Source organism: Synechococcus sp. R55.2, assembly GCF_047462075.1.
Lineage (GTDB): Bacteria > Cyanobacteriota > Cyanobacteriia > Thermostichales > Thermostichaceae > Thermostichus.
The window spans coordinates 1-7,075 of record NZ_JANSIH010000146.1 but is presented as its reverse complement, the minus strand read 5'-3'; the positions used below and the strand labels follow the sequence as shown (position 1 = coordinate 7,075).

Annotated in this window: 7 protein-coding genes; 2 read left to right on the top strand and 5 right to left on the bottom strand. The window is 61.4% G+C overall.

Annotated features, from left to right (window positions below):
* Positions 1–196: 196 nt before the first annotated feature.
* From NW838_RS05385 to NW838_RS05365, 5 genes are all read right to left on the bottom strand, one after another.
* Positions 197–595 carry a DUF5615 family PIN-like protein gene (locus NW838_RS05385; protein ID WP_414427648.1) on the bottom strand — a complete coding sequence of 133 codons (399 nt, stop codon included), beginning with the start codon at positions 593–595 and terminating at the stop codon, positions 197–199.
* The gene (locus NW838_RS05380) at positions 577–1,242 is read right to left on the bottom strand and encodes a hypothetical protein (RefSeq protein ID WP_414427647.1); all 666 of its coding nucleotides are present in this window, start codon (positions 1,240–1,242) and stop codon (positions 577–579) included. Before NW838_RS05380 ends, NW838_RS05385 begins: the two co-directional genes overlap by 19 nt.
* 83 nt (positions 1,243–1,325) lie before the next feature.
* On the bottom strand, positions 1,326–1,796 hold the full coding sequence (locus NW838_RS05375; RefSeq protein ID WP_414427646.1) for a type II toxin-antitoxin system VapC family toxin: 471 nt from the start codon (positions 1,794–1,796) through the stop codon (positions 1,326–1,328).
* A complete protein-coding gene (locus NW838_RS05370) occupies positions 1,780–2,568 on the bottom strand; it encodes a hypothetical protein (protein WP_414427645.1) in 789 nt (262 codons plus the stop codon). The genes NW838_RS05375 and NW838_RS05370 overlap by 17 nt, the downstream gene beginning before the upstream one ends.
* A 6-nt stretch (positions 2,569–2,574) precedes the next feature.
* On the bottom strand, positions 2,575–4,482 hold the full coding sequence (locus NW838_RS05365) for a DNA methyltransferase (RefSeq protein ID WP_414427644.1): 1,908 nt from the start codon (positions 4,480–4,482) through the stop codon (positions 2,575–2,577).
* 71 nt (positions 4,483–4,553) lie between these two features.
* On the opposite strand from NW838_RS05365, the gene lysS reads away from it, so the two are divergent.
* Together lysS and NW838_RS05355 are read left to right on the top strand one after the other, a co-directional pair.
* Positions 4,554–6,056 carry a lysine--tRNA ligase gene (gene lysS / locus NW838_RS05360; protein WP_414427643.1) on the top strand — a complete coding sequence of 501 codons (1,503 nt, stop codon included), beginning with the start codon at positions 4,554–4,556 and terminating at the stop codon, positions 6,054–6,056.
* Between the two features lie 4 nt (positions 6,057–6,060).
* The gene (locus NW838_RS05355) at positions 6,061–6,804 is read left to right on the top strand and encodes a metal ABC transporter solute-binding protein, Zn/Mn family (protein ID WP_414427642.1); all 744 of its coding nucleotides are present in this window, start codon (positions 6,061–6,063) and stop codon (positions 6,802–6,804) included.
* The last annotated feature ends 271 nt before the right edge of the window (positions 6,805–7,075 follow it).

The following is a 7,075-nucleotide window of genomic DNA, read 5'->3' as shown; positions in this document are numbered from 1 at the left end:
CTGCTGGCGTTGGGCTTTCTCGGCGCGGCGCGCTTGTGGCGGGGGTAAACCCACCGTGCGCCTGACATCCCTCAGTTGCCAGAGCCGCGTGCAATCGTGATTTTCAAGGCTCCCGTTTCGTAATGGAGTTGCCCGCCCAGCGCCGTGACCACTTTTACAATTCGCTGAGCCAAGCGGAATTCCTGCCAATCCTGTTTCACAAGATTCTGTGCCGACCCGACTTGTGTACGAGGTACACGCTACCTGCGGGCATCCCTTCCGCAAGTGCTACAAGCCGCTCGATCTGCCCAACCAGCCACTTCGCCCGCTCCCATCGGTTCAGGTGATCCCAGAAACGCCCCAGCAGGATGACTCGCGCCCCTATCGCCTTCAACGCCTCCACAGTGTAGCCGCGCGTCTGTTCGTTCCTGTCGCCCGTGATAATCACAAAATCGTTCAGGGTCGCTTGCGCCATCCACTGGCGGTCGGGCAACCCACTCCAGCCGCGCTGGTTGATGTGCGCCATCGCTGCAAGCCTCGACTCGCGATTGACGAACTCCACCAAACGCTGCGAAATATTCTCATCGAACAGAATCTTTACGCGCTCAGACGCCATTCGCCTTCATAACGAATCGCTGCAGAGACCACCGATTCGGGCGCCTCGAAATAGTCGGCGACCGATTGCAGGTCTTTTTCGCGCTGCCACAGGGCGTAAATCACGCGCGTTGGGATGGCGCGCTCCGAAACCACTGGTTCGCCCCCGCGAATGCGCCGATCCAAGTAAATCTGTCTCTCATATCCGGGCGGGTAGTAGCGCGTAGCAAGGTCGCCGTCAAACTCAATCTGCTGGGCGAACTGCTCGGCGAAGTCCGCCACCAACTGCCCAATATCGGGGCGCTTCAACAAGCCCTTCGCCTCACGCACCAGCAGTTTGCGCCCTTCGACCAGTACCTGCTTGCACGAGAAGGGGAACTCGCCTACCTCGCGCGACAACGCCTCGGCGGTCTTGCGAATATGCTGCAGCGAGACGCCCAGCGCGACGAACTCGCGCACGAAAAACAGTTCGATCAGCTCTGGGAAGGTCAGCACGCCCCGACGATGTTCACGCGCATGCAGCACAGGTGCGGAGAAAGCTTCGCCTGCACGACGCGAGTAAAAGTAGCCATCTGCCCAACGCGCCAGCCGCTGCCGCGAGACGCCCAGCAACCGCGCCGCCTCCGCATAGGAGTAAACGCCGTCCTCCAGCCACGATGCCGTCGCCATCACATCGCCTCCATCTGTAGGATACCTAACTCACCTCAATCTCCCCTGTCCACATGCCTTCGCCGCCTTGATTGACAGTAAACTCAAAACTCCAACTTCAGTTGCTCCACATGCGGCAACCGTATAGCGATTTCCGTAATCACCGCGCCTGAATTCAGCAACCGCTTGTCCAGAGTCCAGAGTTCGTCGCATTTGCTGAGTATCCCTGACGCAAGGTGGAGCGCGTCGGGAGTCTTGGGTGTGTGGACGCCCGCCTGACGACAGCGTGAGCGAAGGTCTCGCGCTAACTCATGCACAGCGGTCACGGTCTCCACCAACTCAAAATTGGGGTGCTTTCGCAACTCCCGAAGGAATTGCTGCGCGCTCGGTTCCAACAGCTCGGTAATCAGTATACTGCATGAAACAATCTCCACCCGACCTACCAACATCTCGTTATAGGTCGCATCCAGCGCGTGGACGAGAGTTGGGTCTTCAGAAGGCTTCCGCTCGAGGAGCGCAACAAAACAGCAGGTATCCCAGTAGAAACGGGTTCGTCCCTTACGCGCTCGCCTCATCCGCTTGTCTCAGCTGGTCTACATACTCGACGATGCTCATCCCGTTGGGCACGATATCCATCGAGTGAACCGCCTGCCGCAGATACTCGATGTTCGGCTCTACAGGCTTCGGCGTTTCCAAAATGTGCAGCTGCAACGGATAGATGCCCACAGGTCCGTAGACAGCGCTTCCCTTGACTTCGACAAGGCACTGCCGCCTAAGCGCGTCGGCGACCTCGTGCAGCATGGATTCCTCGAAAGTGCAGCGCACGCGCTGGTGCGGCGGCAATTTGGTATACAGGGAGCAACTGTAGGGCTTCCTGTGAATATTGATGCTCTCGATGGTACCCATCAGCGAAACCTCATACGCCGTTGTGCGAATGACCGCCTCTTCGAACTGCTCGCGGGTGGCAGCATCGATACGCACCCACTGATTGCCGTACCCATAGTCAATCGGCGTGTCTGGGTTGGGCGACTTGATGAGGTCGCGATATTCACTAAGTAGCTCGCTGCTCATCGTGGGACGGAACCGCAAATGTGCAAGATCCCTGATGTCTTCTGCGAACTGCGACAATATCTGCGGGGGCGTCTCCGTCGCAGCGGCAGGCGCAACGCCCAGAGTCAGGCTGCCCGTGGCGGCTTCCACCACCTCGAAACGCGGGCGAACAGACTGCTCCGCCAACTCGTTGCAGAGCGTCACCAACACCTTGCGCAAGTGTTCCAAAACCTCTTGCACCTCGCGCACATCGGCGTGCTGTCCCGCCTCGCCAATACGCACCCGCAACATTTCCATCTCATTTTATTTTACCTCCACCTCCCCCACCCACATGCCTTCGCCGCCTTTGTCGTCTTGCACCTTGCAGGCAATCGTGAACTTGCCCGCGCGGGGAAACTTGTAGACCACAGGCGCGGACGCCTTCGAAAGCGCGTACCCCTGCGTGCTGCGAAACTGACGCCCATCGTAGTCGAAGTCCCACTGCACATTGATAATCCTCGCGCCGGGGTTGACCACCACCGTGTCGCTCACATCGAAGCGGTAGGTGAGCGACGCGACGCGCTCGTAGCCCACCTCCACACGCGGCGGCTGAATAAAAGTCAGGAAGTTCTCGTAGTCGGCGTGGTTGGTGCTGAGCGACGCCACATGCTGGCGAAAGCGCGGCGAATCGATGCGTATCAGCTCCAGCCGAATGAAGTTCACATCGACGCCCGCGCGCTGACGCAACTGCTCGGCAGCCTCGCGCGCCTCGGGCGTGAACGCCCAGCCCAGCATAATCCCCTCGCGCAGGTCGGACTGCTGGTAGCGGATCGAGCGGCGGACGGCGTTCGCGAAGGCGACCACATCCGTGTGGCTCACCTCGTAGCGCGCGTCGGGCGGACAGACCCACACAGGCACGCTGCCCTTGTAGCCGTGAATGTGTGGCTCGTTGGGGTCGGTGTTCGGCGTCGCGCCGAAACAGCGCAAGATGAAGGCGCGGAACGCGCACTCAGGCATCTGCGACAGCCGCCGCGCCTCGTACACGCCCCAATACTCCACCGTGAAGTCGGGGATGGCGAGATCCATCTGCAGCTGCTGTGCGCCGCGAATCAGGCGATCTGCTGTCACCGCTACTGCCACGCGCGACTGGTCGCACGCAATCCACCGCCGCCCCAACCGCTGCGCCACCGCAGGCGTCGTCCCACCCCCACAGAAAAAGTCCGCCACCACATCGCCCTCCTGCGTCGACGCCTTGATGATACGCTCCACCAACGCCTCAGGCTTCTGAGTCGGGTAGCCGATACGCTCTTTGGCTACGGGATTGATGAAAGGGATTTCCCATACATCAGGCGCATATAGTGTTCTCTGCTCCGCATACACAATTTTGTCCCATTCCTCTGGCTTCACACGCCCTGCTTGAACAGCCTGTGTAAAAGCCTCGCGGTCGTATACTATTAACTGCCTTATCCTTTTGCCTCCCGACTCAACCGTGTTAGAGTTCCAACCTTTCTGCTTTCTTTCCTGCAGATACTCTCTGACTGGTATCTCAACCTTGTTAAAAAGGTATCTGTCCGACTTGCTGTAGAAGAGTATTACATCGTGCATTCGTTGAAAATTCGATTGCACATTAGTCCATCGTCTGTAGAACCACACTATCTCATTCCTAAAATTCTCATACCCGAAAATCTTATCCATCTCCACTTTGATGTAGTGGCTGGCGTGCCAGTCGCAGTGGACATAGATGCTGCCCGTCTTTTTCAGCAGCCGTTTCATCTCGTACAGGCGGGCGTTGAGCCAAATCAGGTAGCCTGGCATCCCGCCTTCCCAAATGTCGGTGAACGAGCGCACCTCGTTCTGGTCGCCGAAGATGATGTTGTATTGCCTGCCCGAGAAGAAGGGCGGGTCGATGTAAATCAGATCGATGCTCTCGCTGGGTAGTTGGCGCATCACATGCAGGTTGTCGCCCCAGATGAGTCGGTTCGCGGGCAGGTCGGGGTGTCCGAACGAGACGCGCTCCACGATTTGGAACGGCAGGCTGACGCGCGGGAAGAGTTTGTAGAAGCCCTTGCGCTTGTCCCAGCCGAGCGGCTCTTTTTCGACGGGGATTGTGCCGAACCGCACGGGCGGTCGCCAGAACTCTTCCTGCTGGGGCAGGGCTTCGACGCGCTCCTCGTCGTCGGTGGGCGGGATGTACGCCTCCATCGGTTCGCGGCTCACTTCGCGCTCACTCATAGCACCACTATTCGCTAAGGCAGGCGGAATTCCTGCCATCCCACCGCGACGCTTCAGGTACAATTTCTGTCATGCACGACGAGAGCCGCCATCCCGCTACGGAAGAGAACCAACTGGTGCAGATTCGCAAGGAGAAACTCCAGCAGCTGCGGGCGCAGGGGCTGGATCCCTTCGCTGTTGAACGCTACGCGACCACGCACACCCTGCAGCAAGTCCACGACGGCTACGAGACGCTGCAGGGGCAAACGGTCGCCGTCGCAGGGCGCATCGTCGCCATCCGCAAAATGGGCAAGGCGACCTTCGCGCACCTGATGGACAGCACGGGCAAACTGCAAATCTACCTCAAAGCCGACGAGCAGGGCGAGCGCTACGAACTGATTGACCTGTGGGACTTGGGCGACTACCTCGGCGTGGAAGGCTTCGTGTTCCAGACGCGCACAGGCGAGATCACCGTGCATGTGCAGCAGTTCACCCTGCTGGCGAAAGCCATCCGCCCCGTGCCGTTCCCCAAAGAGAAGGGCGAGCAACGCTGGTACGAGCTGCACGATGTCGAGCAGCGCTACCGCCAGCGGTACTTAGACCTGCTGGTGAACCCCGACTCGCGCGAGCGGTTGCTGGCGCGTTGCGCAATGATTCGCGAAATCCGCCGTTTTCTGGACGCGCGCGGCTTTTTGGAGGTGGAGACGCCGATCCTGCAGCCGTTGGCAGGCGGCGCGGCGGCGCGCCCGTTTATCACGCACCACAACGCGCTGGATCGCGAGTTCCAACTGCGCATCGCGCTGGAGCTGCACCTCAAACGCCTGCTGATCGGCGGCATCGACCGCGTGTACGAAATCGGGCGCGTGTTCCGCAACGAGGGCATCTCCACCCGCCACAACCCCGAATTCACGATGCTGGAACTGTACCAAGCCTACGCCAACCTCGAAGACATCATGGCGCTGGTGGAAGACCTGTTCCGCCATGTCGCCGAGCAGGTGTTCGGCAGGACGGTGTTCGAGATGCACGGCGTGCAGGTGGACTTCAGCCAGCCGTGGCGGCGCGTGCGCCTGATGGACGCGATTCGCGAGCATACGGGGCTGACCGAAGCCGACTTCGAGACGCTGGAGCGCGCCGTCCAAGCCGCCGAGAAACTCGGCATTCATGTGGAGCGCAAGGACACCGTCGGCGGAATCATCGAGAAGGTGCTGGAAAAGTGCGTCGCGGAGCATCTGCAGCAGCCGACCTTCATATACGGCTTCCCGCTGGACACCTCGCCGCTGGCGAAGCGCGAACCCGACAACCCGCGCTTCACACGCCGCTTCGAAGGCTACATCTTCGGCAAGGAAGTCGCCAACGCCTTCTCGGAGCTGAACGACCCGCTGGAGCAGCGCGCCCGCTTCGAGCAGCAACTCGCGTTGCGTCAGGCAGGCGACGAGGAGGCGCACCCGTTCGACGAGGACTTCCTGCTGGCGATGGAGTACGGCATGCCCCCCGCAGGCGGGCTGGGCATCGGGATTGATCGCATGGCGATGCTGCTGACGGGCGCGGAGTCGATTCGCGAGGTCATCTTCTTCCCGCAGATGCGCGAGGGGTAGGACGATGTACGCGGCGACGCTGGCGGTAGTGGCGGACTGGGCGCGTGCGCTGGAGTTGCCCGTCGCCTTGTTGCAGCCGCGCAGCGCGGACGCGCACGAGACGCCGCTGAATGTGCGCATGGTGCGTCTGGCGTTGGGGGCGCGCGCAGTGATTGCTGTCGGCGGCGGGCTGGAGGGCTACCTGCCCGCGCTGCAACGCGCCACACAGGGCAAAACGCCCATCCGCACGCTACTCGATCACCTGCGCCCCGCGCCTGACGACCTACATATTTGGCTGGACTTGGGCTACGCGCGGCAGAGTTGCGAACAAATCCTGCGCTGGGCGGCGCAGGACGGGCTACTGGGGCTGGCGCAGCGTCAGGCGTGGCGCAGAACCGAGCTGCTGTTTCGGCAGTTGGCAGTGCGCATGCGTGAGGCGCGCACGACGCTGCAGGGCAAGGCGTACCTCGCGGTTCACGACGCCTACCGACCCCTCACGCAGCAGCTGGGCATGCGTTCGCTGGGCAGCCTGCAGCCCGACCATGAACGCCCACCCAGCCTGCAGGCGTTTCGCGACGCGCTGGCGCGGGCGCGTCGGGCGCGTGTGGCGATGGTGCTGTGCGCCGACGAGTCGCCGCTGGGCGCAACCGCCGCGCGCCTGCTCCAAGTCCCGCTGGTGCTTGCCGACACGCTGGAGATGCCCGACCCCCAGCGCGACTACTTCACGCGCATGGTGGGACTGATTGACGCGCTGCAGCGGGCAATCTGATACCAACCGCGTGTGCAGAGTTTATGATTGCCCCCCTGACAAGGGTACATCGGTTCGACACGGAGTCGCTGCGGCAGACAGGCGCGCCGTATTGCCCTCACCCCCTGTGTCCCCCCTGATAAGGGTACACCGCTTGGGTTTGCTGGGTGCGAAGCGCTCGCGTTTTTTTGCCCTCATCCCCAGCCCCTCTCCCACGGGGTGGGTGATGGGTGGGCCGCCAGGAGCCCTGTTTGGGGTGCTGAAGGGGCGCTTGCACACAGGCGGAAGCGCC